General features: G+C 41.0%; 20 protein-coding genes and 1 pseudogene. 12 read left to right on the forward strand and 9 right to left on the reverse strand.

Annotated features, from left to right (window positions below; all coding sequences use genetic code 11):
* Positions 1 to 81: 81 nt before the first annotated feature.
* Together NQT69_RS12945 and NQT69_RS12950 are read left to right on the forward strand one after the other, a co-directional pair.
* A complete protein-coding gene (locus NQT69_RS12945; RefSeq protein WP_256828106.1) occupies positions 82 to 999 on the forward strand; it encodes an ExeA family protein in 918 nt (305 codons plus the stop codon).
* A 12-nt stretch (positions 1,000 to 1,011) separates the two neighbouring features.
* Positions 1,012 to 2,040, forward strand: coding sequence for a general secretion pathway protein GspB (locus NQT69_RS12950; protein ID WP_256828107.1), 1,029 nt, complete (start codon positions 1,012 to 1,014; stop codon positions 2,038 to 2,040).
* Between the two features lie 193 nt (positions 2,041 to 2,233).
* Here NQT69_RS12950 and putA read toward each other — a convergent pair whose 3' ends face one another.
* A complete protein-coding gene (putA, locus tag NQT69_RS12955; RefSeq protein ID WP_256828108.1) occupies positions 2,234 to 6,037 on the reverse strand; it encodes a bifunctional proline dehydrogenase/L-glutamate gamma-semialdehyde dehydrogenase PutA in 3,804 nt (1,267 codons plus the stop codon).
* Positions 6,038 to 6,207: 170 nt separating this feature from the next.
* Between putA and NQT69_RS12960 the strand changes: the two genes are divergently transcribed.
* Positions 6,208 to 6,687, forward strand: a complete 480-nt coding sequence (locus NQT69_RS12960) for a winged helix-turn-helix transcriptional regulator (RefSeq protein ID WP_256828109.1) — start codon at positions 6,208 to 6,210, stop codon at positions 6,685 to 6,687.
* Between the two features lie 59 nt (positions 6,688 to 6,746).
* Here NQT69_RS12960 and NQT69_RS12965 read toward each other — a convergent pair whose 3' ends face one another.
* On the reverse strand, positions 6,747 to 7,346 hold the full coding sequence (locus NQT69_RS12965; RefSeq protein ID WP_256828110.1) for a TIGR04211 family SH3 domain-containing protein: 600 nt from the start codon (positions 7,344 to 7,346) through the stop codon (positions 6,747 to 6,749).
* A gap of 208 nt (positions 7,347 to 7,554) precedes the next feature.
* On the opposite strand from NQT69_RS12965, the gene NQT69_RS12970 reads away from it, so the two are divergent.
* The gene (locus NQT69_RS12970; protein ID WP_256828111.1) at positions 7,555 to 9,075 is read left to right on the forward strand and encodes a CYTH and CHAD domain-containing protein; all 1,521 of its coding nucleotides are present in this window, start codon (positions 7,555 to 7,557) and stop codon (positions 9,073 to 9,075) included.
* Positions 9,076 to 9,107: 32 nt separating this feature from the next.
* Positions 9,108 to 9,767, forward strand: a complete 660-nt coding sequence (locus NQT69_RS12975; protein ID WP_256828112.1) for an START domain-containing protein — start codon at positions 9,108 to 9,110, stop codon at positions 9,765 to 9,767.
* 161 nt (positions 9,768 to 9,928) lie between these two features.
* Here the strand turns inward: NQT69_RS12975 and metK are convergent, their stop codons facing one another.
* Positions 9,929 to 11,080 (reverse strand): methionine adenosyltransferase, encoded by a 1,152-nt coding sequence (metK, locus tag NQT69_RS12980; protein ID WP_256828113.1) that lies wholly within the window; start codon positions 11,078 to 11,080, stop codon positions 9,929 to 9,931.
* A 276-nt stretch (positions 11,081 to 11,356) separates the two neighbouring features.
* Here metK and tkt point away from each other — a divergent pair, with 276 nt between their 5' ends.
* Positions 11,357 to 13,348 (forward strand): transketolase, encoded by a 1,992-nt coding sequence (tkt, locus tag NQT69_RS12985; RefSeq protein WP_256828114.1) that lies wholly within the window; start codon positions 11,357 to 11,359, stop codon positions 13,346 to 13,348.
* A 206-nt stretch (positions 13,349 to 13,554) separates the two neighbouring features.
* On the opposite strand, the gene NQT69_RS12990 is transcribed toward tkt, so the two are convergent.
* Positions 13,555 to 13,836, reverse strand: a complete 282-nt coding sequence (locus NQT69_RS12990; protein ID WP_256828115.1) for a peptidylprolyl isomerase — start codon at positions 13,834 to 13,836, stop codon at positions 13,555 to 13,557.
* 86 nt (positions 13,837 to 13,922) lie between these two features.
* A complete protein-coding gene (locus NQT69_RS12995) occupies positions 13,923 to 14,498 on the reverse strand; it encodes a glutathione peroxidase (protein WP_256828116.1) in 576 nt (191 codons plus the stop codon).
* A gap of 105 nt (positions 14,499 to 14,603) precedes the next feature.
* Here NQT69_RS12995 and NQT69_RS13000 point away from each other — a divergent pair, with 105 nt between their 5' ends.
* The 3 genes from NQT69_RS13000 to NQT69_RS13010 all read left to right on the forward strand — a co-directional run bounded on the left by NQT69_RS13000 (position 14,604) and on the right by NQT69_RS13010 (position 18,340).
* Positions 14,604 to 15,092: a GNAT family N-acetyltransferase gene (locus NQT69_RS13000; protein ID WP_256828117.1), complete on the forward strand. Its 489-nt coding sequence runs from the start codon at positions 14,604 to 14,606 to the stop codon at positions 15,090 to 15,092.
* A gap of 116 nt (positions 15,093 to 15,208) precedes the next feature.
* The gene (locus NQT69_RS13005) at positions 15,209 to 17,119 is read left to right on the forward strand and encodes a sensor histidine kinase (protein WP_256828311.1); all 1,911 of its coding nucleotides are present in this window, start codon (positions 15,209 to 15,211) and stop codon (positions 17,117 to 17,119) included.
* Between the two features lie 90 nt (positions 17,120 to 17,209).
* Complete coding sequence (locus NQT69_RS13010) at positions 17,210 to 18,340, forward strand: response regulator (protein WP_256828118.1); 1,131 nt, start codon at positions 17,210 to 17,212, stop codon at positions 18,338 to 18,340.
* Here NQT69_RS13010 and queG read toward each other — a convergent pair whose 3' ends face one another.
* The 4 genes from queG to NQT69_RS13030 form a co-directional block, all read right to left on the reverse strand.
* Positions 18,341 to 19,474: a tRNA epoxyqueuosine(34) reductase QueG gene (gene queG / locus NQT69_RS13015; RefSeq protein WP_256828119.1), complete on the reverse strand. Its 1,134-nt coding sequence runs from the start codon at positions 19,472 to 19,474 to the stop codon at positions 18,341 to 18,343. It lies immediately after the preceding gene.
* A 61-nt stretch (positions 19,475 to 19,535) separates the two neighbouring features.
* Positions 19,536 to 20,756 (reverse strand): methyl-accepting chemotaxis protein, encoded by a 1,221-nt coding sequence (locus tag NQT69_RS13020; protein WP_256828312.1) that lies wholly within the window; start codon positions 20,754 to 20,756, stop codon positions 19,536 to 19,538.
* Between the two features lie 89 nt (positions 20,757 to 20,845).
* On the reverse strand, positions 20,846 to 21,541 hold the full coding sequence (locus tag NQT69_RS13025; protein WP_256828313.1) for a glycerophosphodiester phosphodiesterase: 696 nt from the start codon (positions 21,539 to 21,541) through the stop codon (positions 20,846 to 20,848).
* Entirely contained in the window at positions 21,541 to 22,404 is an 864-nt protein-coding gene (locus NQT69_RS13030) for a DMT family transporter (protein ID WP_256828120.1), read from the reverse strand. Before NQT69_RS13030 ends, NQT69_RS13025 begins: the two co-directional genes overlap by 1 nt.
* Positions 22,405 to 22,546: 142 nt before the next feature.
* Here NQT69_RS13030 and NQT69_RS13035 point away from each other — a divergent pair.
* From NQT69_RS13035 to rlmB, 3 genes and pseudogenes are all read left to right on the forward strand, one after another.
* Positions 22,547 to 22,704, forward strand: a pseudogene (locus tag NQT69_RS13035) (response regulator transcription factor); the annotation flags it as partial.
* 119 nt (positions 22,705 to 22,823) lie between these two features.
* The gene (gene rnr, locus NQT69_RS13040; RefSeq protein WP_256828121.1) at positions 22,824 to 25,322 is read left to right on the forward strand and encodes a ribonuclease R; all 2,499 of its coding nucleotides are present in this window, start codon (positions 22,824 to 22,826) and stop codon (positions 25,320 to 25,322) included.
* Positions 25,319 to 26,065, forward strand: coding sequence for a 23S rRNA (guanosine(2251)-2'-O)-methyltransferase RlmB (gene rlmB, locus NQT69_RS13045; RefSeq protein WP_087531074.1), 747 nt, complete (start codon positions 25,319 to 25,321; stop codon positions 26,063 to 26,065). The genes rnr and rlmB overlap by 4 nt, the downstream gene beginning before the upstream one ends.
* Positions 26,066 to 26,188: the final 123 nt, after the last annotated feature.

Genomic DNA, 26,188 nt, shown 5'->3' on the forward strand with positions numbered 1-26,188 from the left:
CATTAAAACGCTAACAAGGTTTTCACTTAGCGCATTTTTTTGCCATTATAGGCGCTGATTTACTCAGTAAGGAAGTTTAGGGTGTATTTAAGCTATTTTGGCTTGTCAGAAAAACCATTTTCAATCGCGCCAAACCCACAGTATTTGTTTTTAAGCGAACGCCATAAAGAGGCGCTGGCCCATTTAACCTATGGTTTAGGTGAGGCGGGTGGGTTTGTGTTGTTAACAGGTGAAGTGGGCACAGGAAAAACAACCCTTACTCGTAGCTTGCAAGAACAACTGCCAGAAAATACTCAAGTGGCTTTGATCCATAACCCAGCTTTGTCGCAGCTAGAATTATTGGCCAGTATTTGTGATGAATTTGCCATTGACTATGATCAGCAAAATGCCACATTAAAAACCTTAACGGATGCAATCAAAAAACACTTAGAGGCAAATCACCAAGCGGGCGGTCATACAATTTTGTTAATCGATGAAGCGCAGTTGTTATCACCAGATGTGCTTGAGCAACTGAGACTATTAACAAATATCGAAACTGACCATAAGAAATTACTGCAAATAGTGCTAGTGGGCCAACCTGAACTACAAGCGTTGCTAAAGCGTAATGAGTTACGTCAATTAGCGCAGCGGATCACTGCGCGTTACCACTTGTTGCCGCTGACTGAGGGGCAAACAATTGCCTATATAAAACATCGCTTGTATGTGGCAGGTTGTGAGCGGGCATTGTTTTCACCAGATGCGATGAAAACGGTGTATGTAGCGACTCAAGGTATTCCCCGCTTAGTGAACTTATTATGTGAACGCTGTTTAATGGGGGCGTTCTCAAAACAGTTAATGGTAATCGACAGTGATATCGTTATGCGTTCAGCGGAAGAAGCTTTACCACCCAGTGCAATTAAAAATGAGTTAAAAACAGATCAAAGCTCAAGTAGCTTACTGTTACCTTTAGGGTTTATTGCTGTGCTTGGTTTGGGTATTGGCTTGTCGTTTATTTTTTAGAAATGGTAAATTATGTCGTATTTATTAGATGCATTAAAACAATCTGAACACCACGATGAAGCATCAGCTTACGATCAAAGTGCTCAGCAACTTAAGCAACAGCAAGAGTTAAAGCGATATCGTTTTATTGCTATGTCATTAGGTATTATTCTTGCTTTAGCGCTGACGCTAATAGCGGGGTTTGCGATTGGGAAGTGGTTACAATCTGAAAAAAACTCAGTAGATAACATTAAAGAACAACTCAGTGTTGACGCTCAGGAAAACACTTCTGCTGTAAAAGAGCCAAGTGTAGATACTAATGATGAGCCAGTTGATAATAGTGCGGTTGAACAGCCAGCACCTAGCACGCAAGGGCTGCAAGGTAATCAGCCAGTTCAACAAATGATGGTGCCAACAAATAACCCTAACCAAACTCAACAATATCAATGGGTACAAGTACCTGTAAATTCAGTACCAGCCTATCCACAAAGCCAGCCGATACTGATACAAACGCCAAATGGTTATCAACAAGTGTATAATGCCCCCCCTGTGCCGCAGTACCAAGTGATGGCGAATCAACAACCACAATTTACTCAGCCAGCAGGGATTAGTACCAACTCAAGTAATGTCGATTTAAGCAAGTACAAGGTGTTAGGTAAGCCTATCAATGAGCCTAATACAGCCACTAAACCTGCAACAGTGACTGATGATGAGTTAAATACAGTACCAAGTGAACTTAAAAATGCCTTTGCTCGAGCTATAAAAGACACTGAGCAAACACAGACACATCAAGTGACTCAAGGCACTAAAAATTCATCTTATGCTCAGCCGATAGAGCTGCTACCTGATGGGTTACTGGCTATTTTGCCTAACATCAAATACCAAGCACATATATATTCTTCTTCGGTAGAAAAACGCTGGATAAAGCTAAATAATCGCGAGTTGTATGAAGGCGATAGTTTTGGCGACTTTGAAGTGTTAGAAATTACGCCAGAGCAAAGTGTGCTTAGTTTTGATGGTTATGAATTTAGTTTAAAAGCCCTACAAGACTGGCCTGAGTAATTTAGGTAATTAACGTTATCGAAATAAATGAAATAAAAATAGAAGTTGAGGGTAAATAATCACATTAGGTTCCTCATATAATTATTGAGTGCTTTAAAACCGACGTTATTCACTGGGAGCTTTACAGCTTCCTATAATGTAACTATATAAAAAAGGGCGCTAAAAAGCGCCCTTAAATGGTTAGTCGTTAACTTTACTCGTCGTCTTCAACTAAGGTCATCAGTGATGTGTTACCACCTGAGGCCGTAGTATCAATACTCACAGTCTTCTCTGTGATTAAGCGCTTTATCAAGGTATCGTAGTACTCTGAACTTATCACCGGTAAGATTGCACCTTTGCGCTGTGCAAGTTGCTGGCTAAAGTAACCAAGGCGTGATGAACGCGCTGCCACAACCGCACCTGCTAGGTGAGGGTGAGCTAATATAGCTTGTAACTGGTTAGGTTTAGCTACTTGGAATACACCTTCGGCTACACCTGTTGAGATAAACTTGTCTTTGAACGCTACAGCTTCGTCATAGAATAACTCAGACGCTACAGTGATAACGGTATTACCTGCTGCCAGTGCTGTGATGATTGAGATAGCCCAAAAATTAAACGAGGTACTCTTATCGGCATAACATACTACACAGCCACGTGCTTCAAGGTGCAAGGTATTTGATTCACCCGTTGGCCCAGGCAGTGTGGTAAATTTACGCATGTGCTTTTCTAGGCGGTTAAGCTGGGCACGTGCATCGGCAAGTGTTAACGCTAAATCGTCGGCAAGCTCGTCGATAATATCGACGGTAGCGACTTTTGCAAGTAATTGACGTACCGCTGAAACTCGGTCGTTCAATGGTGTGCCACGCCAAATTTTTTCATCACGCATGGAATTAGCCATGAGTTTTTCAACTTGCTCGGTCGCACCTGAGTAGTGGTGTAAATCAAGCTCATCTGGCGTTAGGTTAGTCATTTGTACGTTATCGGGTGACGCTTTTTCTTTCACTAAACGTTGTAAGTAGTTCGGGCCACCGGCTTTTGGACCAGTACCTGACAAGCCACGACCACCGAACGGTTGCACACCAACGATTGCACCAATCATGTTACGGTTAACGTAGACGTTACCGGCACGCGACATTTTAGCTAAGTACTCACAGCGCTCTTCAATGCGAGAGTGAATGCCCATGGTTAAGCCATAGCCGGTGTTGTTGATTTGATCAATAACATCATCAAGCTCAGTCCCTTTGAAACGAATAATGTGTACACAAGGACCAAATACTTCACGTTTAAGTACTGATAAATCTTTGATTTCGTATAAACGAGGGGCAAAGAAGTAAGCGCCATTCTCACTGTTATCCGGAATATCACATTGATAATGCAGTGTTGCGTTACCTTTTAAATACTCCACATGGTCGTTTAAGGTTTTTAGTGCTTTTTCGTCGATAACTGGGCCAATGTCAGTAGAAAGTAGTGCAGGATCGCCAACGTGCAACTCTTTGAGTGCACCTTTGATCATCTCAATAACGCCATCGGCAATGTCTTCTTGTAAAAATAAAACGCGAAGCGCTGAACAACGTTGACCGGCACTTTGGAAGCCAGAGCTAATAACATCATCAACCACTTGTTCAGGCAGTGCTGTAGAGTCGACAATCATGCAGTTTTGGCCACCGGTTTCGGCAATTAATGGCACTTGGATATCGTTACGTGCAGCGAGTGTTTGTGAGATAATAGTGCCGGTTTCGGTCGAGCCGGTGAACATAACCGCTTGGATACGCTCATCTGGCACGATTGTTTTACCTACTTCACTACCGCGAGCAATAACCGGTTGCACAACATGTTCAGGAAGACCTACAGAGAGCATTAGTTCAATAGTGCGAAGAGCAATATAGCTTGTTTGCTCAGCTGGTTTTGCGATTACAGTATTACCCGTTACGATTGCTGCTGCCACTTGACCTAAGAAAATCGCCAGCGGGAAGTTCCATGGGCTGATACATAAAATAACGCCACGGGCTTCAAAGCGTTCATCTTCGCTTAACTCTTCAGCGCGAGCTGCGTAGTAACGGCAAAAATCGACGGCTTCACGTACTTCATCAATACCATCTTGAGTGATCTTGCCTGCTTCTTTAATACAGATAGCCACAAGTTCATCATGGTGACGTTCTAAAATATCCGCAATACGACGTAATAAGTTAGCACGCTCTTTAACTGGTGTTTGTGACCAAGATTCAAATGCGGTTTCAGCATTGGCAAGCAGGGTAAGCATTTCATCGCTATTTTGCAGTTTAACATGGCCAATAATTTCTTTGTGATTGGCCGGATTTTTAACCGCAAGCGCGCCTTCAGGCACATCACTTTCACTAATACTGTGTTCTTCAAACCATGCGTCTAGGTTTTCTTTAAACGGGGTAATTGCATTAATATCGGTTAAGTCCATGCCTTTTGAGTTAGCACGTTCTTCGCCATATAAATCAATAGGCATTTTGATTTGAGTGTTGTACTTGTTACGTAAGCCTTGCAGTGTTTCAACTGGATCGGGTAGTAATGCCTCTACTGGTTTTGTGGTATCAACAATAGCATTTACAAACGATGAGTTAGCCCCATTTTCAAGTAAACGGCGTACTAAATAGGCGAGTAAGTCTTCATGCTGGCCAACTGGCGCGTAGACGCGGCATTGAATTTTTTCTTGCGTTACGATTTGGTCGAATAAAGATTCGCCCATACCGTGTAAGCGTTGGAATTCAAATCCATCATGATCGCCTTTTGCAACTTCTAGAATCGTTGCCGCAGTGTATGCGTTATGAGTGGCAAATTGTGGATACAGCACGTCACGGGCTTCAAGCATTTTTATGGCACATGCTTTGTAAGAAACGTCTGTCGTTGCTTTACGGGTAAATACTGGGAAATGATCTAAACCATCTTGTTGGGTGGTTTTGATTTCTGTATCCCAGTAGGCGCCTTTTACTAAGCGCACCATTAATTTTCGGCCTACACGGGTAGCAAGATCAGTGAGCCATTCAATAACAAAAATAGCACGTTTTTGATAAGCCTGAACGGCTAAACCAAAGCCGTTCCAGCCAGCAAGGTCGTCATCACTGAATACGGCTTCAATTACATCAAGAGAGATATCCAAACGATCCGCTTCTTCAGCGTCAACGGTAAAACCGATATCGTAACTTTTAGCAACAAGCGCCAGCTCTTTAAGCTTAGGCACAATCTCCTCCATCACTCGCTCTTTATGAGTGAACTCATAGCGTGGATGAATAGCAGAGAGTTTTACTGAAATACCAGGGCTCTTAATTGGACCGCGGCCATTAGCTGCTTTACCAATCGAGTGAATAGCATTTAAATAACTTTGATAATAGCGCTCAGCGTCTTTCATTGTGCGTGCGCCTTCACCTAGCATATCGTATGAATATACGTAGCCCTTACGCTCGGTTTCTGCTGCACGTTCAATCGCTTCGTCGATGGTACGACCCATAACGAATTGCTTACCCATGATCTTCATCGCAAAATTCACAGACTTGCGAATTACTGGCTCACCTAAACGACCAATGGTTTTTTTCAATACACCAAATTGCTGTTCTTTGGTTTTGTCTGTGTAGTTAACCATTTTACCGGTAACCAATAGACCCCACGACGATGCATTAACAAATAAAGAGTCGCTGCTACCTAAATGTGAACTCCAGTCGCCTTTTGCTAACTTGTCGCGAATAAGGGTTTCTTGGGTCGCTTTATCTGGCACTCGAAGCAAAGCTTCTGCCAAACACATAAGTACCACACCTTCTTCACTCGAAAGTGAGAATTCATTTAGAAGCGCATCAACACCGCTTTGACCATCTTGGTCTTTACGAATATTGTGAACTATCTGACGCGCACGTTCCCACGCACGACTACGGGCTTTTACGCCTACTTCGGCAAGGGGTAAAATATGATCAATAACTGCATTTTCGTCGATGCGGTAAAAATCACGGATTTTTTGTCGAATTGGACACGTTGTAGTCAAGTCGCCGTTGAATAACATAAGTAACCTCAATAGTGTGGAGTCATGCAGCTAAAAAAATCTGCTGCTCGATTATCATGTTGTTTAATGCGTGCATTCTAATTAAATTCCAGCAGAATATGCTGGTTAAATTTGTCGATTTACGATAATTTACAGGGCATACCTTAAACTTATCCGCATAAAATTCTGTTATGACAAGTCCCAATAGATTACGCATGCTTGATCGTATCGATTTAGCAATTTTAGACGTTCTGCAAAAAAACGGCAGAATATCTAATGTTAACCTGGCAAAGCAGGTTAACTTAAGCCCTAGCCCTTGCCTTGACCGCGTAAAACGACTTGAGCAAGAAGGTTATATAGAAGGCTATTTTGCTAAGCTTAGCGAAGCAAAGCTTAATCAGAGCTTATTAGCGCATGTACAAGTGTCATTAGTAACATCGAATACGGCTGTATTTAAAGTATTCCGCGAACATATCTTAAAAATAGATCAGGTTGTTGAATGCGATATGGTAGCGGGTGGCTATGACTATCTTTTGAAAATACGGGTATCTGATATGGATGAGTATCGCCAAGTTTTGGGCGATTTAGTTGATATACCAGGAGTAGGGACCCACCATACTTATATGGTGATTGAAAAAATCAAACAAGATAAAGGTTTGAGGTTGGATTAACCTTTTGTTTTAATGTACCAATAAAAAAGCACCCTAAGGTGCTTTTTCTATTTAAACGCTTATGCCCAACCGTCGTAGCGCTTACGACGTGATAACACAATTGTTAAAATAATACCTAAAAATAAGCCAATAAAAGCAATGGCACCGCCATAAGTAAGCAGTTGGCGTTTTTCTTTCGCGCCTGCTTGTTGCTTTTGGGTACGCTCGCTGGTTAAAGTATTTTTTAACTGTGCTATTTCCTCAGATAATACTGAGTTTTGGTCAGTGAGCATTTGATTTTGTTCTTGTAGTTGTGGCAGATCTATTTGTGCTTGGCGAAGCTGCTGCTGCATCGATGACATTTCTTCGCTCAAAGTACGGTATTGCTGGTGGATACCCGCTGTTTTTGACACAAACTTAGCTTCAACCCAACCCTCACGCTCTTTATCATCAATGACTTTGATGAAGCCATTCTCTTGTGCTGATAACTGCGTTAATTTTGTACCTGCGTCGACTGAACCAATAATACGGTAGTTTTTACTCGAACCCGAATGCATAAACGTATAAAGGTTATCAACAATATAAGCCGTATTGTCATCGCTTGCTGAATTGGCTTCTTCTGCGTGGCTTGCAAAAGCAACCGCACTTAGTAGTAAAGCAAATAAAGAATGTTTTAACATCAATCTACCCTGTTAATGTAACCGTGATTGTTACGGCAATTTATTCGTATAAGTATTGAGATAGTATGGATTTAGCTCGCTAATAGCAAGGCTGATATTGTAATCGTTTTACATTGGAGATGGGGAAATCTCACTAAAAAATTTGCATTACAGCTTTGCTTTGTTTATTTTGAGCTCTTATTTATTTTAAAGGTAATCCTCAAGCCTAATGGATACTGAGATAGAACTGAAGTTTTTGGTGTCAGATGCCGTTGTTCCACTGATCCCCGCGTTAATTACTCAATTTGCTAAAACCGTTACAAATAAGCCTTCTCGTAGCTTGCAAAATGCATACTACGATACCCCTAGCCGTGAGCTCAGAGCGCTTGATATTGGTTTTCGAACGCGTTGTGCTGATAATCAATGCGAGCAAACAATTAAGCTTGCTGGTGAAGTTATGGGAGGTTTACATCAACGTCCTGAGTATAACTTACCACTTGAGAGTAACCGTCCAGACATTAGTGCTTTTGATAGTAGTATTTGGCCACATGGCATGCAAGTGAGTGCAATTGCAGCTAATTTATACCCGATTTTTAGTACTAATTTTATCCGCCGTACGTGGTTAATCGAAACCGACAGCGGTGCAAAAATTGAAGTCGTTTTAGATAAAGGCGAAATTTCGGCTTCAGGGCAAATGGAGCCAATATGTGAACTTGAAATCGAATTAATAGAAGGCAGCCGAAACGAGTTATTTGCCTTGGCAGATATACTGGTTGCACAAAATAATATTCGTTTGGGTTTATATTCTAAGGCTGCAAGGGGTTATCGTTTAGCGGATGAAAAACCACTAAAACCCAGCAAATCAATTGGCTTTGTGTCATTACCTAAACAAGCAACGCAAGAACAAGCATTAATAGCGGCAATGGGTTTTGGTATTCGTTTTGTGCAAAAGCACGAGCAATGCTACTTCAATAAACCAAGTTTAAAAACACTTAAACGCGTAACAGATGGTATTAGCTTAATTCGCCATACATTTTGGCTGTTTGATGACATCGTTGATAAAAGCACGACTGAGCCTCTAAGGGTTGAGCTTAAATGGTTATTAAGCGAGCTTGCCTGGGTCGAAAATGCGATTCAGCTAAAAACCTACACCTCTAAACGCCATGCGTATTATAAAAAAATAAACAGTGCACCAGAGTTGACTCAAGTCATCAATGACTTAAAAGAGTTACAGCCAAGCATTACTGATATTAATAAGCTGTTTCATAGTGCACGCTATAACCGACTATTACTCGCTTTAACTACTTGGCTTGTTGATAAGCAATGGCGTAAGAGTTGGGGCCAAACTGAATATCAAGCTGCTGAAAGACCTGTGGCAGACATAGCAAGCCGATTATTTAATAAAGATTGGCAAGACTTGCATCAACTATTGCCAGAACAGCAAGCTGTTAGCTGTCAAGATTACTTAAATTTGCGTACACGTTTAGAAAACAGCTTACTGAGCGGTAATTGCTTAGGTGCGCTGTTTGATAAAGAAGAGCGCAGCGAGTTTCGTATCCCTTGGTTGGATATTTCTCATGGTATTTATGAATTAAGTACGTTGGAATATTTGAAGCAGTTATGTGCTGGACAAGGTGACGAAGAACTGGAAAAAATTCAGAATTGGCTTGAGAAAAAGTCAGAGTTTTTAGTCGGTGCTATGGAACAAAGCCGGCAAGCATCACTGAAAATACTGCCTTATTGGCAATAGCTACTTACTAATGACAACGCAAAGGAATGTGAATGCTAACTAAAATTATGGTCGTTGTTGCTGTTTTTTGTTGTTGCTCGCTACAGGCTCAGGAAAAGCAATGGCAACTATGGAAACAGCAAGACGGTGCCAGTGTTTATTATAAAAAACATGACAACGGCATTTTAGAAGTTCGTGGCACTATTACGGTGCTCGGTAGTACGGCAGATGACTTTATGGCGTTACTAAGCGACACAAAGCAAGCCCCTAAGTGGATAGAAAACGCCACTTTTGTTGAGGTTTTATCTCGACCCAGTGCTTCCGAAACCATTGTTTACACAAAATTTAATTCTCCTTGGCCTGTGACTGACCGTGATATGGTGAGTTATTCTTGCTATCAACGATTGAGTCCTTCTCAAACGCAGTTATCAATTCGCGCTTACCCCGATTACAAAGCTAGTGTTGACTCAGTGATTAGGATCAAAGATTTACAAGCACGCTGGTTATTAGAAGAACAACATACCCAACAAAGCCGTAGTTTAACCCTTACTCATGATGTTTATGCGGACCCTGGTGGAGCAATTCCGCACTGGCTCAGTAACAAAGTCGCTTTAAAAAGTGCTTTAAAAACACTGCTCGGGTTACGCCAGCAGCTTATTAAAAAAGCATACATACCGGCGGAAAACATAAGTAAGGTAGGTAATTGCAATTAAAAGAGAGTGGGTGTTTGTGTTTAGGAGAGTTTTCTTGAGTTTATATACGCTTTTCATTGTCGAGGTTTAATAAATAGGTAAACTCGCGACACAACAACACGATTTATAAGCATAAAAAAAGCGCCAATTGGCGCTTTTTTACATTCACACAAAGGCTGGAATTAAAGGCCAGCTGCTGCGCGAAGGGCGTCAGCTTTATCTGTACGTTCCCATGGGAATTCATCACGACCGAAGTGACCATAAACGGCAGTCGGTTGATAAATAGGGCGTTCAAGGTCAAGCATTTGAATTAAGCCGTAAGGGCGTAAGTCGAAATGTTCACGAATAAGTTCGATTAAACGTGACTCTTCAAGCTTACTTGTACCAAACGTTTCAACACTGATTGACGTAGGCTCTGCAACACCAATTGCGTAAGATACTTGTAGCTCACACTTATCAGCAAGGCCAGCTGCTACTACGTTTTTAGCAACGTAACGAGCAGCATATGCCGCAGAACGGTCAACCTTTGATGGATCTTTACCTGAGAATGCACCGCCACCGTGACGGGCCATGCCGCCATAGGTATCAACGATGATTTTACGGCCAGTTAAACCACAATCACCCATAGGGCCACCGATAACAAAACGACCCGTTGGGTTGATGAAGAACTTAGTTGCTTTAGAGATAAGTTCTGCAGGAAGTACAGGCTTGATGATGGTTTCCATCACAGCTTCTACTAAGTCATTTTGCGAAATTTCTTCAGCGTGCTGAGTAGAAAGTACGACTGCATCAATACCTACTGGCTTGCCGTTTTCATATGCAAAAGTTACTTGAGATTTTGCATCAGGACGTAACCAGTTAAGTTCGCCGCTTTTACGTACTTGCGCTTGACGCTGTACTAAACGGTGAGAATAAGTGATAGGAGCAGGCATTAGCACTTCAGTTTCGTTACATGCGTAACCAAACATTAAGCCTTGGTCACCAGCGCCTTGTTCTTCAGGGCTAGTACGGTCAACACCTTGGTTGATGTCTGGTGATTGCTTACCGATAGTGTTTAAAATTGCACACGAATCAGCATCAAAGCCCATATCAGAATGTGTATAACCGATTTCACGTACTGTTTTACGCGTGATTTCTTCAATATCAACCCATGCGCTGGTAGTGATTTCGCCACCTACCATTACCATACCGGTTTTTACGTAAGTTTCACACGCAACACGGGCATGAGAGTCTTGCTCTAAGATGGCATCAAGTACCGCATCAGAGATTTGATCCGCGATTTTATCCGGATGACCTTCAGAAACTGATTCAGAAGTAAATAAATGTTTTGCCATTGTCTTTCTGCTCACAAATATTGCGCTTCACAAACGTCGGTATTAGCGCTAAAAAATTAAGGGGCGTATTTTATCTAAAACAAGGTTACTTGCATAGTGTTTTTACGCCTAGACGTCTAAATAAAATTACTAATAACTTTTTGTTCTTAAAAAAATTTCATAATGCCCAATTTAATCAGGTTTTTAATTGCACACAGCCCCCACAATAAGTAAGAATGGGTGTTCTTGTTAAACACACAATAACCAGCGCAAATACAGTTAAAGGTAGGAGAATTCATGCCGTCTCGCAAAGAACTTGCAAATGCTATTCGCGTCTTATCAATGGACGCAGTACAACAGGCCAAATCTGGCCACCCTGGAGCCCCTATGGGCATGGCTGATATCGCAGAAGTGCTATGGCGCGATTATCTTAATCACAATCCAACTAATCCAGAGTGGGTAGACAGAGATCGATTTATACTCTCAAACGGCCACGGTTCGATGCTTATTTATTCTCTTTTGCATTTAAGTGGTTATGATCTGCCGATTGAGGAAATTAAAAACTTCCGTCAAATGCATTCAAAAACACCTGGTCACCCTGAGTATGGTTATGCACCCGGTATTGAGACTACTACGGGTCCATTAGGCCAAGGGATCACAAATGCGGTCGGTATGGCGATTGCTGAAAAAGCATTAGCGGCACAATTTAACCGCAAAGGTCATGATATTGTTGATCACTATACGTATACATTTTTAGGCGATGGCTGCCTTATGGAAGGTATTTCTCATGAAGCATGTTCACTTGCAGGTACATTAGGCCTTGGTAAGTTAGTTGCATTTTGGGATGACAACGGTATTTCAATTGATGGCGAAGTTGAAGGCTGGTTTAGCGATGATACACCGGCTCGCTTTAAAGCATACGGTTGGCATGTAATTAGTGGCGTTGATGGCCATGATTCAGACGCAATTCGCGCAGCAATCGAAGAAGCACGCAGCATCACTGATAAACCGACCTTGATTTGTTGTAAAACAGTGATTGGTTATGGCTCACCAAATAAATCAGGTAGTCACGATTGTCACGGTGCTCCACTGGGTGAAGACGAAATCAAAGCCGCGCGCGAGTTCCTTGGTTGGACTGGTGAAGCATTTGACATTCCTGCTGATATTTATAGTCAGTGGGATGGCAAAGAAAAAGGTAAACAACTTGAAGCGAGCTGGGATCAAAAATTTGCCGCATACGCAGCAGCACACCCAGAACTAGCCGCAGAGTTTAAACGCCGTACCAGCGGTGAATTACCTGCTGATTGGAGCGAGAAATCACAAGCGTATATTGAGCAGCTTGACGCAAACCCAGCAAATCCAGCATCACGTAAAGCATCGCAAGATGCATTAAATGCATTTGGCCCATTGTTACCTGAATTTATGGGTGGCTCTGCGGATTTAGCAGGTTCAAACCTAACAATCTGGAAAGGTTCTAAAGGCCTTGAAGCAAATGATGCCAGCGGTAACTACATCTATTATGGTGTGCGTGAGTTTGGTATGTCTGCGATTATGAATGGTATTGCACTACACAAGGGCTTTATTCCTTACGGTGCGACTTTCTTAATGTTTATGGAATACGCACGCAACGCTGTACGTATGGCTGCATTAATGAAAGTGCCAAGCATTTTTGTCTATACCCATGATTCAATTGGTTTAGGTGAAGATGGCCCAACTCACCAACCAGTAGAGCAAATTGCTAGCATGCGTTTAACGCCAAACCTAGTTAACTGGCGCCCGTGTGACCAAGTTGAGTCTGCGATTGCTTGGCAACAAGCGATTGAACGCAAAGACGGCCCAACGTCACTTATCTTTACTCGCCAAGGTCTTGCTCAACAAACTCGTTCAGCGCAGCAATTAAGCGACGTGAAAAAAGGCGGTTATGTACTTAGCTGTGATGGCGAGCCAGAGCTTATCTTAATTGCCACAGGCTCTGAGGTGCAATTAGCACAAGACTCAGCGGCTGAACTACGTAAGCAAGGTAAGAAAGTACGTGTTGTGTCTATGCCATCTACTGATGTATTTGATGCACAAGATGCAGCCTACAAAGAAAGTGTACTACCAGCTGCAGTTTCACGCCGCGTAGCAATAGAGGCAGGTATTGCTGACTACTGGTACAAATACGTAGGCCTAAATGGCTCAGTAGTCGGCATGACCACCTTTGGTGAATCAGCCCCTGCTAACGAGCTATTTGAACACTTTGGCTTCACGGTAGAAAACATCGTTAGCAAAGCAAACGAATTGTTTTAATCTTTAACGGTTAAAATTTAAAAGCCCGCACTGTGTTAAACGCAGCGCGGGCTTTTTTATGTGCCTAGCAACAATATAAAAAATTAAAGATGGCTTCGGTTATGTAATTTTATTGAAAAATAAATTAGGAAAATTATAAAAAGTAACCTCTTAAATGCTTAAAAGGTTACTAATGTAATTAAATTTATCAAATTATATGTGCTTAATTATTCAGTACGGCTGGTTACTTCTAACAAGTGGTAACCAAACTGAGTTTGCACAGGGCCTTGTACTTGGTTAATTGGCGCAGAAAAAACAACCTTATCAAACTCAGGAACCATCATACCTGGGCCAAATTCACCTAGTGCGCCGCCATCTTGACCTGAAGGGCAATTTGAATGGGCTTTGGCCAGTTCAGCAAAATCTTCACCTTGCTCTATCTTGCTTTTTAAATCTAAACATTCAGCTTCGCTGTCTACTAAGATGTGTCGTGCGCTTGCCACTGTCATAAAATCTCCCGTTTACATTGTGGTGTTTTTTTAATCAAATTTGTTTCTATTCTAGTCTAATTTAAATCGAAAGTACCAGTATAAATTTAAATCTTTGAAATTGCTTGCTCAATTGCGTTTGTAAGTTTTTCTGAGTCAGGCTTTGTTCTACTATTAAAACGTTCAACAGAGCTACGGTCTGCAGAGACCACATACTTATAAAAGTTCCAATTAGGAGAACTTGTTTGCTCGTTCAAATATTTAAAAATAGGGTTCGCATCACTGCCTCGCACTTCAGTGGGGGCGAACATGGGAAAGGTCACGCCATAATTTACATAGCAAACTTTGGCTGTCTCTTTCTCGTCGTCTTCCTCTTGGAAGAAGTCATCAGATGGAAAGCCCAACACAACCAAGCCTTGTGCTTGGTATTTTTGATAAACGGCTTCTAAGCCCTCAAATTGTGATGTGAAACCACAATTGCTTGCAGTATTAACGATGAGCAGAGGTTTGTCTTTGAATTGGCATAAATTAATAGACTCTTTCGAGCGCAATTTTCGTAGGGTTACATTCGTAAAGTCATCACAGCGTTGAGTGCTCGCTGAGCTTGATTGTTTCTCAGTCTCTGCATAGGCAAAAAAGCAGTTACCTAAGATTGCCGTAGATAGGATTAATTTTTTAAACATCACGCTCTTCCTTCACCTGTATCACTGTTTAGTGCTAATTGCAGTAGTGTCAATTTTATTGATACGTTACTATGCAATTTACTGATCAACAACTGTTAATATTTTATGATTACTCGATTAGCCAATAAAAATGACTTACCTGCCATAGTGGCTATTTATAATGAAACCATAGCAGGGCGCATGGTAACTGCAGATACTCAACCTGTAAGTGTCGCCGACAAACAAGCTTGGTTTGAAAGTCATACCGAAAAACGGCCTATCTATGTTTACGAGCAAGATGGGAAAGTGCTTGCTTGGCTCAGTTATAAGTCTTTTTATGGCCGTCCCGCTTATGATGGTACGGTTGAAATTAGCATTTATATAACGTCGCAGGCACAAGGGCAGGGATTGGGAAAAGCGCTTTTATTATTTGCTCAACAGCAGGCAAAGAGACTGAATATAAAAGTGTTATTAGCATTTATATTTAGTCATAACCTACCTAGCATCAAATTGTTTGAGAAGTTTGATTTTGAGACGTGGGGTAAGTTGCCCAATGTCGCTATTATGGATGGTAATTTATATAGTTTAACTATATTAGGTAAGCACTTAGATTAAAAGCCTCGCACGTGTGCTAATTTCAAAATTTATACTACGCTTTGCAAAGGTCACTTTAAAAGCGTGGGTAAGGTGTGCGAAAAATTTTAATTGTCGATAGCAGCAGTGTATTAGCAATGCGAGTCAAAGCGTTGCTTGAGCTAATAGGCTGCGAAGTTGATTTAACTCATTTTTCAATGTTGCATGAAGAAGAGTCTTATGAGAGCTACGATTTAATTGCGATAGCTCATGGAACCCCGTTAGATATAGCCCAACTTCTAATTGCTCAAGTAAGTAAGGATAACTTTTTATTATTGGCTCCAAAAGCTGATAATAATGAGCAGTTAGCGGCTTTTAGTGCGCTTAATAAGCTCATTCCCAATGCTGTTGTTATCTACCCATTTTTTGTAAATAAAGAAATAAGCTCCTTACTTGAAAGCATATTGGAACTTGGCTCAGACTTTATTTTACAACTCCCTACTGTGCTGTTAGTGGATCATGTGCCAGAGCGACTCGAAAAGCTAGAAAAAAGCCTGTTAGGCGCTCATATTCCCACCCTGTCTGCGACTTCTTTTAATGAAGCATTAGAACAGGCAAATAAACAGCAGTTTGACTTATTGCTCTGTGACTTTAGTTTACCTGATGGCTCAGGTCTTGAGGTGTTTGCAAAAATAAAACGGTCGCAGCCTCAATGCCGGTGCTTGCTTTTTACTTCTAAACCTAATCAAGTCTCTATGATTGAAGCGATTCGCCAAGGTGTTGAAGATGTTTTAGTTAAACCCCTTGATGAAAATGTATTATTACAGTCGCTCCATAAATTATGGCAAACAGAATTATTAAAGCGCCATAACACAGAGCTTGTTGAGCGACTGCAAGATACAGTTGATGCGTTAATTGAAAAAGATAGTTTATTACGGGTCATTTATAAACATACTCCTGATGCAATTATGTTATTTGAACGCAGTGGTAAAATAATTGAAGCTAATGATGCCTGTTCGCGTTTATTTTCATTGGCGCCAAAAGATTTTCAGGGCCGATCGGTGTTCGAATTATTAGATGGTCCCTCTATTACTCAGATCAAAGAAAAAATAACCACTCTTAATCAAAATCGTCAGTTTAGCTGCGACCTATACTTACCTCAGAAAGATGGATCTGGTATTCCCTTAGTGGGCTCATTTAATGAGATTGACCATCATGGTGAAATTGCCTTGGCTGTTATTTTTAAAAATGTTACTCATTTAAAACAAAAAGAAGAGCTTTTATTAGAAGCTAAAGACATGCTTGAAGAACAAGTGCGTGCGAGAACCTGCCAACTAGAACAAGCTAAAGATTTAGCCGAAGCTGCTAATCATAGTAAATCAGAGTTTTTAGCGAATATGTCGCATGAATTAAGAACGCCTATGCACTCAATATTAAGTTTTGCTCGGTTTGGTTTAGACAAGCTTAGTAAAGGTGATTTTTCTACTGATAAATTACTCAAATACTTAACCAGAATTGAATCCAGTGGTGAACGTTTACTATCGTTATTAAATAATTTACTTGATCTGTCTAAATTAGATGTTGGAAAGTTTCCGTTTAATCCTCAAGCACACAATCTGAGCAATATTATCAAAACTGCAATCGAGGATGTTGCAGGAACGGCGATGGAAAAAGAAATTGAAATTATCTATATGCCGCCAAAATCACCCATGATTACCTATTGTGATGAAGAGCAAATTAACCAGCTATTACGTAATATATTAGGGAATGCACTTAAGTTCAGCTGTCCACTGAGTCGTATCACACTAACGTTAGTTAGCGCTGATGAATACGTGATAATAGAAGTAATAGATAGTGGAATGGGTATTCCAGAAGATGAACTAGAGCACGTTTTTTCTAAATTTGTGCAAAGTAGTAAAACCAATAATGGTTCTGGTGGTACAGGCTTAGGCTTGGCTTTATGTAGAGAGTTTGTGCTTTTGCATAAAGGGGAGATTACCGCTCATAACAATGATTTGGGTGGTACAACCATTAAGGTTCGATTACCGATAAAAACAGCGGTAAATTGAGAAGTTAAAAAATAAATTACTTAGTATCACTGGTAAGCATGTTTATTGCGACTAAACTATTAATATATGTATAAATTGGATGACAGTCTTATGCCCCTAACGCGAATTTTAGCTGTGGATGATGAACCTTTTAACCTTGAAATAATTGAAGAGATCTTAGAGGATCTACCGTTTGAACTACAAGTCGCGAATGGCGGACCTGAGTGTTTAAGTATGGTTGAAGAGTTTGCCCCACAAGTAATTTTACTCGATGTCAGTATGCCTAAAATGAATGGTTATGAAGTGTGTAAGCACTTAAAGGCAAACCCGAATACTGCTAATACCATTGTTATGTTTGTATCTGCAAGAGGAACGGTTGAGGAGCGCATGGAAGGCTATGCAGTTGGAGCCGAAGATTATATCGTCAAACCATTTAGCCAAGATGAATTAAAAGCTAAATTAGTGCATTTGAATGATGTATTGCTTGAAAAAGAAAATTTAGAACAACAAGTTGAAGATGCAACCTCCACAGCTTTTAATGCAATGGCTAACAGCAGTGAAATGGGGCAGATAGTTAACTATATTGAGAGTATTGCTTTAATCGATAATATAAAAGATTTAGGTCAAGCCTTGGTTAACTGTTTACAGAGCTTTGATTTACAAAGTAACATAGAATTTAGATTAGATCCTGAGCCTCCTCAGCACTTTGCCTTAACAGGGAGTTGCTCGCCAATTGTTATAGAGCTCTTTGACATGCTCAAAAATAAAGGGCGCTTGCATGAGTTTTCTCACCGTATTTTAGTTAACTATGAATTAATTAGTATGCTGATTTTAAATATGCCAGATCATGATCCAGATAAGCATGGTCGTATTCGTGATCACGTTTGCTTTTTGGTTAGTGTGACAGAGCAACAGTTACGAGCAATATTGACGCGGCAACAGTTAGAGCTACAACAAGCTAAATTTTCTGATGTAGTGGCAATGTTACATAAAAAGTTTCAGGGGTTAATTGATTTACTTGATAAAAATAGAATAAATAACGAAGCGGTTTTTAAACGTTTACAAGAAGAGCTAGAAGAGCGGATCCCAAGTATGGGGTTAGATGAAGATCAAGAAGTTTTTATTTATCAAAAGGTAGATCAAACAATTCAAAACTCAGTGGCTCGTGAAGAGTCCGTAAAGGGTGTAAAAGCGGCATTTAAAGAAATAGAAAAAGACTTATCTCTGCTAGTTAATAAATAGCTAAGCATCACGAGGGAGGCCTTTTTCGACTATGCGAATGAGCCTAGCCGTTTTTCGAAGTTGCTGGGCTTTTTTGTTTTGCTGTTGCTCAAGCGCCCAATCAATATGTTCTTTTACTAGCTCAGTTGCATGTTCACGTGCATCGGTTAGGGCATCAATGATCGTTTGTTGAAATTGGGCGTTACCTAAGCCGACGGCTAAATTACGTTGCCAGCGCTGGTGGCCTATACGCCGTATTGGACTGCCTTCGGTATTTTTTAAAAATGTCGCCTCATCCCAAGAAAATAACGCGAGTAGATCTTTATCTTTGAGTTGTTTACGCGGATGAAAGTCAGCTTCATCGGTGATTTGCCCATATCGATTCCACGGGCAAACTAACTGACAATCATCGCAGCCATAGATACGGTTACCTAATAAAGATCTATACTCCTTTGGAATTGGGCCTTGTAGCTCTATGGTTAAGTAAGAGATACATTTACGTGCATCAACCACGTAAGGCTCAACAATTGCCCCAGTAGGGCAAAGTGTGAGACACGCAACGCATTTCCCGCAACCTTCAAATTCGTTTGGCTTATCTATTGGCAGTGGAATATCTACAAATAGTTCACCAAGGAAAAACCAAGAGCCAGCTTCTTTATTAATTAATAGACTATGTTTTCCGCGCCAGCCGAGACCTGCTTGCTCAGCCAGTTGGCGCTCCATGACCGGGGCAGAATCAACAAATGGGCGAAAGCCAAATTGACCAATATGCTGCTCTATTTTTTGTCCGAGTTTTTTGATGCGGTTACGCATCAGCTTATGATAATCACGGCCAAGGGCGTAGCGGCTAATATAGGCTTTATCTGTGTCTTTGAGGTTTTTTGCAAAGCTTGCATCGGGTGGTAAGTAATTCATTTTTAATGAAATAACCCGCTGGGTTCCTGGCACAAGCTCTGCTGGTCGCGCACGTTTCATGCCGTGTGCAGCCATATACTCCATATCGCCGTGGTAGCCCAAATCAAGCCAGCGCTGAAGTTGGGCTTCGTGTTTTGTTAGGTCGATATCCGTGATACCAACTTCACTAAAGCCTAGCTCGAGGCCCCACTTTTTTATATCCAGAGCTAATTGTTTGTAGTTAGGAGTTGAGCTAGTCACAGCAGTACATTAATGTCGAAAATAGCGGCGCAATTTATCATATCAGTCGTTTAAAATCACGTTAGTTTACAAAACGCTTTAACTGCTGTTGAGTTTGTTCACTTAATTGCTGTGACTGTTGGCAGTCTGTCACTGCATTATCGATTTGTGATTTTGCTTGTGAGCCGAGTTCAACGATTTGCTCAACAGTTTGATGTGTTTGATTTTGAGTTTGTTCTAGTAGGTGAACGGCACTGACTATTTGCTGTAGCTGTTGTTGGTTTTGTTCAAACTCAATAAGTCGCTGAGTAAAGCCATCAGAGGTTTTACTTATCGTCTCTTCAGCATGATTAGAATAACTCATTAACTGCTCTGACTCTTTATTAGTTTGGCTAACAAGCGTGTCCATTTGATTTATAAAATCACTGATTTGACGCGTAGCATCGCTTACTTTTACAGATAAGGTTCTTACTTCATCTGCAACAACGGCAAAACCTCGGCCTGCCTCACCAGCTCGAGCTGCTTCAATTGCTGCATTTAATGCTAATAAGTTTGTTTGATCTGAAAACTCCTCAACCATTTTTAAAATGCTGCGGATGTTATCACTATTTTGTTTTAATCCAGTGATAGTGTGTGAAAATTTACTCTGCACCTGACCAATCGATTTTACTTGTGCCACCAGTTCAGTAAGTTCAGTTGCCGAATGAGTAACGAAATTCAAGTGTTCTGAATTGACGTCATGGACACTATCGGTATTGCTCACGATCCCTTGTAAACTGGTGGTTATTTGATTACTGGCAGAGGTGATTGTTTGGCTGTAATTTATTTGCTGTTCGCTTAACACGGCTGTTTGTTGCATTGACTGGGTGACGGCGTTATTACTTTTAGCGCTGGCTTGAGCACTTTGATAAGTGGTTGCAAGTAGTTCGCTTAAATGCGCAGTAAACTGATTATATTGCTCACTGACTTCACGAAATTCATCAAACGTAAACTGTGGTAGTTTGGCGACTAAATTGGCATCTTGTTGGTTGATTTGTGTCAGCGTATCGCGCATGGCTTGAACGGGGCGTACGATTAAAAAGCGCATATAAAAAAGGGTGAATATAAAGCCAATAATAATTATTGCGGCTAAAAACCAAAATACCCCAGTACCTGCATTTTGTGCAGTTAAGCTCTGATATAGCCAAATTAAAGTAATTGCTTGAAAAGCAAAAACAAAACTAAGGTTGCCAATAATTTTACGGGTTAAAGTAAAAAATAGGCTCTGTTCAATCAAATTATATATCCGCATATACCCACCCATTAAAATTCCGCTAGGCTGTTGCATTGTGCTTTACTCAGTATTGTTCAAGTTTATTTAAATTCAAGAATATAGGGTGAGTAACGCAGTCGTTAGAGTGAACTTAAGAGCATTTTTGTATTACATGGGTAGTTGGTAAAAATGCCATCTACACCGTACTCTAGCATGAGCTCTATATCCTCTTGCTTATCAACCGTGTACGCATACACCTCTAAACCACGTTGTTTAGCATCGGCGACAAACTCATGATTAATAAAGTTTTTATCAATATGAATGCTAAATGCATGTAGTCGTTGCGCAAATTCCGCGTAATTAATAGGGATAGAAGCCGTTAACGCACCTATTTTTACCCATGGTAACTGTTGTTTAAGCCACATGAGTTGATGGTGATCAAAGGAAGACACTAAAAGGTTATCTCGGGAGAGTTTATTGGCCGCAACACTTGCTTCAATGTGTGCAACAAACTTATCTAGAGAAAAAGTATGTTTGAGCTCTAAATTAATCAGTGTTTTATTGTCTACCCAATCGATAAGTTGAGCTAGGGTGGGGACAAATTCTCCATTGCCTGCATCAAACTGCTGAATTTGTTCACAGTTTAATTTATTTACTTTACCACGACCGTTGGTAGTGCGATCAAGCCAAGTATCGTGGATGATCATATAATCATCAACGCAACTTTGTACATCAACTTCAATGCCGTCTACATCTATCTCAACAGCGGCCTTGATTGCGCTTTGTGTATTTTCAGGGTAAGTACCGCTTGCGCCGCGGTGAGCAAAAATTTTCATCATCTGTGTTTCCGGGTAACTGACCAGGTTTCGTAAAACGCTGCACTGATCACTAAAGTTCCACCGACTAAAGTCAGTAATGAAGGTTGTTCATGTAACAATATAAAAGCTAAAAACGTACCATACAGTGGTTGTAAACAGGATATTAGCCCCGCAGTCGAGGCAGATAAATACTGTAAACTCGCAGCAAAAAGTGAATGTGGTGTCGCTGTAAAAATAACACCTGCCACTACTAATAGTCCTAAATCATAATGCGATACTTGCATCACGGGTACTTCAATAAAAGCACATAACAATAAGCTTGCCACTACCGTTTGATAAAACATGGTTTGTGGTCCGCCGTATTGACTAAAATAACGCTTATGAATGATATTTCGAAAAGCGAAAAATAACGCCGATACAATGCCGGTTAATACGCCTAAGGTGATATCGTTGCCAAAATCTGCAGCAGGAATCAGTAAATATATCCCTAGCATAACGACCGCAGCGCTTAATAAATCTTTTAGTTTCGGTTTATTGCCATGAAAAAAAGGTTCTATAAATACAGTGATTACAGGGTAAGTAAAAAATGCAATCATACCCACGGCAATTCCCGCCATTTGCATGCCTGCGAAATAGGTAACCCAGTGTATGCCTACGGTAATTCCTAAAAAAACAGCAATAGCATAATCTTTAGCGGAGTTTAGTTTTAACGCTTTTTTTTGTGCCAATAACAGTATCAAAATAGCAATGGCCGCGATTGCAGCTCTGTATACGGTAATATCTAAAGCATTAAGATTAATTAACTTAGCAAAAAGTGCAGTGCCACCAAACAGCAGCACAGCTGTATGTAAATAAATTAGGCTTTGTTGTTGTGGCTGCATTTGATCCCTTTTTAATTATTAAGATTAGCACTTTACGTTAAAGTTGGAGATGTAGTTTTGTAGCTTTTTGTATGTTGATAACGACAATTTACACTACATTAAGCCTGCTTTAAAAGAGCTAGTTAATACACGAGATGATCAGAGGCTAACTAGTGAGGGGTTGAAAACAGTTGAAGTTGCCACAAGGTTATTCTTAAGTGAGGGACTGTGCGTAATTATTTATCAGCAGCCATTGCCAAATTAGATGCCAGTAACCGAGTCGATATGGCACGAATAGCCAAGCAAAAAGGCTGGTTGTAGCCTTTTTTAGCTACTTTAATGTAACTAAATTGGCTTTCTTAAAAGTTTCATAGCTTTTGCCTGTCTCATTGTGCGGTTATGGGTTAAAATAACAACATAACCAATTAACAAGATAGTGAATGTCAAACCAAGATCCTAATCTCAGTCGAGAACAAGAAAAGTACGAAAACCCCGTCCCAAGCCGTGAGTTTATACTTACTCATATAAAAGACCGTGCAAAACCAGCTAATTTCCAGCAGTTATGTGAAGAAATGGCGGTGAATGATGACGAGCGTCAAATTGCCTTCAAGCGCCGTTTACGTGCTATGGAGCGCGATGGCCAATTATATTTTAATAAGTTTAAATGTTATGCCTTAATTGACGAAGCAGGGCTGACTAAAGGTAAAGTTATTGGTCACCGAGATGGGTTTGGCTTTTTAGAAGTTGAAGGCGAAAGTAAAGACTGGTTTATTGCCAAGCATCAAATGAATATGGTGCTGCACGGTGACATTGTACTGGCGAAAGGTACTAAGCGTGGCTCTGGCGGTAAATGTGATGCACGTATTATTAAAGTGCTGACCAATGAACGTGCACCGATTGTTGGCCGCTATTTTGTTGAGCATGGTATTGCGGTTGTGGTGGCCGAAGACCCACGTATCACCCAAGACATTATTATTTTACCTGGTACAGAAAAAGGTGCTCGCCATAATCAAATGGTGCAAGTACAAATCACTCAAAATCCAAGCCGCAATATGAATGCGGTAGGTAAAGTTATTGATGTACTCGGTGAGCATTTAGCGCCGGGTATGGAAATTGAAGTTGCTCTGCGTAATCACGATATTCCTCACGTATGGCCTGAAGCTGTTGAAAAACAAGTGGCTCATTTAGGTGAGTTTGTTGACGAAGCGGATAAACAAAACCGCGTAGATTTACGTGATTTACCATTAGTGACAATTGATGGTGAAGATGCCCGTGATTTCGATGACGCAGTATATTGCGAGCGTAAAAAGTCGGGTGGCTGGCGCTTATGGGTCGCAATTGCGGATGTCTCTCATTATGTAGGTATGAACACACCACTTAATAAAGAAGCGATTGAACGCGGTAACTCAGTGTATTTTCCTGAGCAAGTTATTCCGATGCTGCCTAAAGTACTTTCGAACGGTTTATGCTCGCTAAACCCTAAAGTAGACCGCTTATGCATGGTTGCTGAAATGATGGTATCAGAAGCGGGTAAGCTATCTGGCTATCGTTTTTATGAAGCCGTTATGAATTCGCATGCGCGTTTAACTTACACCAAAACCAATGCCATTTTGCAAGGTGATGAAAAGCTACGTGAAGAATATGCCGCCGTGGTTCCGCATTTAACTGATTTACAGCAAATGTACATGGCACTTAAATCAGCGCGCCAACAGCGTGGTGCGATTGAGTTTGAAACATTAGAAACTCGCTTTGTATTTAATGCCCAGCGTAAAATTGAATCAATCGTACCCGTGGTACGTAACGATGCGCATAAACTGATCGAAGAATGTATGATTTTAGCCAATGTATCTGCGGCTAAAATGCTTGAAAAACACGAGGCCAGTGCGCTTTATCGTGTGCATGACGAACCAGATGGCGAAAAGCTTGGTAACTTTAGGCAATTCTTGTCTGAGCTTGGCATTGAGTCAACGCTTAGTGACGAACCAACGCCAAAAGAAATTACCCATGTACTTGCTAAACTAGGGGATCGTCCAGAAGCTGAGCTTATTCAAACCATGTTACTACGCTCGATGAAGCAGGCTGTGTATCAAGCTGATAACATCGGTCACTTTGGTTTAGCGCTGGGTGAATATGCTCACTTTACTTCGCCAATTCGTCGTTATCCTGATTTAGTGGTGCACCGTGCAATTAAAGGTATTTTAAAAGCGCAGGGCATGCACACTTCCGGTGATTATGTATATAGCGATGACGAAGTTGATCAGCTAGGCGAGCAATGTTCGACTACTGAGCGCCGTGCAGATGATGCCACTCGTGAAGTTGCTGATTGGCTTAAATGCGAATACATGCAAGATCATGTGGGTGATGAGTTTGAAGGCGTTATTTCATCGGTAACCAACTTTGGTTTGTTTATTCGTTTAGATGATTTACAAATTGATGGTTTAATTCATGTTACCAATTTAGGCAGTGAATATTTCCAACATGATGCTGCTAAGCATTGTTTGATTGGTGAGCAAACCCACAAGGTCTATCGTTTAGGCGATAAAGTGACTGTTCAGGTGGCGTCAGTTAGCTTAGATGAGCGCCGTATCAATTTAACGTTAAGTGGTGATGTGGCACAAGACCGTTATTCACGCCGTCGTGGTTCAGCAAAAGGGGGTCATGCACCGGCAAGCGTTCGCTCGCAATTAAAAGCAGGTAAAATTCCTGGTAAAAAAAGCGATGAAAAAGAGCCGCGTAAAGGTAAGTCATCAACCCGTACTAAGAGTAAAGCAGATTCACAAACCCCTAATAAAGGTAAGAAGAAACCTGCAAGCAGCAAAGCTAAAGCGACAACCGATGGCGTAACCAAAAAGAAAGCAAAGAAAAAGGCTGTTAAAAAGCCAAAAAGACCCGGCAAAAATGCCCGTAAACGTACCAGCTCAGGAGTAAATAATACGTGAGTAATGAATTAATTTTTGGCTTTCACTCTGTTGAAGCAATTTTAGCAAAAGAGCCTGAGCGTTTTTTAGAAATATACGCCCTCAAAGGACGTGATGATAAGCGCTTAACCCCGATTATTAATGAAGCACGTAAATTTGGTATTTCAGTTCAGTTTATGCAGCGTAAAGCGCTTGATAACAAAGCCAAAGATGAGCAGCATCAAGGTATTATCGCCAATGTAAAAGCGGCCCCGACATACAATGAGAAAGATCTTGATGTGATCATAGCTCGTGAAGACACCCCGTTTTTATTGGTGCTTGACGGTATTACCGATCCGCATAACTTAGGTGCTTGCTTGCGTAGCGCTGATGCCGCGGGTGTTCACGCGATTATTGTACCAAAAGATAAATCAGCAAAGCTTAACGGCACAGCACGAAAAGTGGCGTGTGGCGCAGCCGAAACTGTCCCGCTTATTCAAGTGACTAACCTTGCACGTACTTTACGTGAAATCAAAGATGCAGGTGTGTGGGTCGTGGGTACTGCTGGTGAAACAGACACCCATGTTTTTGATGCAAACTTAACGGGGCCTATGGCCATTGTAATGGGAGCTGAGGGTGAAGGCATGCGTCGTTTAACCCGCGAACATTGTGATGTATTGGTTAAAATCCCTATGGCTGGCAGTGTATCAAGCCTTAATGTATCTGTTGCAACTGGTATCTGTTTGTTTGAAGTACTGCGCCAGAGAAACGCAACGCAAGCCTAAAAAGCTGTAAGCTTGTAGCCGTCAGTTTAAGGCAAGCTCGTCTTGACACGTCAGTTAATATGAGCAAAATTTCTAGCTGATAGCTGACCCTCTTTAAAATATTTATTGCTTAATTATCCAACT

It is taken from the genome of Pseudoalteromonas shioyasakiensis, assembly GCF_024518675.1.
In the GTDB taxonomy this organism is placed as follows: Bacteria; Pseudomonadota; Gammaproteobacteria; order Enterobacterales; family Alteromonadaceae; genus Pseudoalteromonas; species Pseudoalteromonas shioyasakiensis_B.